At 33.3% G+C, this 1791-nt stretch carries 2 protein-coding genes; both read left to right on the plus strand.

Going from position 1 to position 1791, the window contains the following annotated elements:
* Nucleotides 1-403 precede the first annotated feature (403 nt).
* Complete coding sequence (locus LD39_RS17350; protein ID WP_052158932.1) at nt 404-1159, plus strand: YveK family protein; 756 nt, start codon at nt 404-406, stop codon at nt 1157-1159.
* Nucleotides 1131-1787, plus strand: coding sequence for a CpsD/CapB family tyrosine-protein kinase (locus LD39_RS17355; RefSeq protein WP_035550629.1), 657 nt, complete (start codon nt 1131-1133; stop codon nt 1785-1787). The genes LD39_RS17350 and LD39_RS17355 overlap by 29 nt, the downstream gene beginning before the upstream one ends.
* Nucleotides 1788-1791: the final 4 nt, after the last annotated feature.

Genomic DNA, 1791 nt, shown 5'->3' on the forward strand with positions numbered 1-1791 from the left:
AAAATAAAAAGAACAATATTCGGATAGAGAAGCTATTGACATCAAAGGAATAAAGCCATATGATATTCTTGTGTTCTTAATAAAGAATTATCAAGGTTTAAATGTCTGATATATAGAACTCTCTTGAAAAGAAGGTGATATCCAATGGAAAACTCATATGGTAATCCACTCAGTTGTCTTTATAATTTAAAAAGGTATTTTGGAAAATAATTAACACTGGTACATCTTGGTTTGCGATTAATGTATCGAAATTTGGAAAAACTAGGTTGACAAGTTCTTAATAAAGAACTAAAGTATAATTAACTAATGAATATACTGAATCACGTATATAAAGGAGAATTTTTTTATAAATTTTTGTTCGTTATATAGAATAAGCGAATTAAATTAAAAGGTGGTTCTTTTTATGAATAGTAAGAGACAAAAGAACTTTATTGATGACGGCAGAAGCAATGATATAAATTTAAAAGAATATTTTGATGTTATAAAAAGAAGAGCGTGGATCATTGTTGTTCTCATGATCGTCACCACAGCAGGAGGGGTGCTATATAATCATTTAAACAATACATTACTGTATCAAACATCTACAAGAATTATTCTCGAAACTGAAGACGAAGATATGAATACCCTAATGGTAATGATTAAAGATCCCATTATTATGGATGAAGTGAAAAATGACCTAAATCTTAAATTGTCTGATGAAGCGCTTGCCACAAAAATATCTGTAACCAGACTTGAGGAGTCTCAAGTAGTCTTAATTTCTGTAACTGATACGGATCCTGAACGAGCTGTGGAAATTGCTAATACAACCGCTAATGTTTACAAAAAGAAAATTGTTGATATTTTATCTTTTAAGGAAGTTCAGCTATTATCAGAGGCAAAATTGAATCCTTTTCCAATAAATGAAAACCAAAGTCGAAACCTTGTCGCAGCGGCTGTATTTGGATTTGTTGTTGGAATTGGTATTGTATTCCTGTTAGATACACTAGACGGCACGATTCGTAATCGACATGACATTGAAGATTACTTAGATGTACCTGTCATCGGATCTGTTTCAGCTATGAATAGAAGAAATACAATTACTAAGAAAAAGAAGAAACAATCATCTCATGTAGAGGCGAGGGGGGAGAGAATTGGTTTTAAACAAAATCAGACAGGCTAAAAAGAAACGAAATTTAATTACTTATTCGAATCCTGATTCCATCATATCTGAACAGTTTAGAACCATACGAACGAACATAAAGTTTTTAACGGATAATCGTAACAGTCATAACTTTCTGCTTACCTCACCAAATAAGCAAGAAGGGACTTCGACAACTGTAGCTAATTTAGCAGTATCTATGGCTTTCTTAAGAGATAAGATTCTGCTTATTGATGCTAATTTGCGAAGTCCATATCAACATACAATCTTTAAAACGGCAAATGAAATAGGGTTAAATAACATCATTGCAGGTCAAACAACTTTCAATCAAGCTGTATTTAAAACTGGTATAGGAAACCTCGATGTCCTCACTAGCGGATCTAGTAAGATGAACCCATCAGAAGTTATCAGTGATGATAAAATGATTGAGTTATTAAAAGAGGTTAGAGGCACCTACGATATTGTGTTAGTTGATTCGCCCTCCGTTCTTCAATCAACGGAAACAAGAGTGCTTGCTCATCACTGTGATGGCGTGGTGTTGATTGTGAACAAAGGAAAAACCGATTTACAGAAAGCTGCTGAAGCGAAGAGCATCTTGGACCTCGCTCATGCAAATATTGTCGGTGCCATTTTAAATGACAAAAGGTAATATT

The organism is Halobacillus sp. BBL2006 (assembly GCF_000786645.1).
In the GTDB taxonomy this organism is placed as follows: domain Bacteria; phylum Bacillota; class Bacilli; order Bacillales; family Halobacillaceae; genus Halobacillus.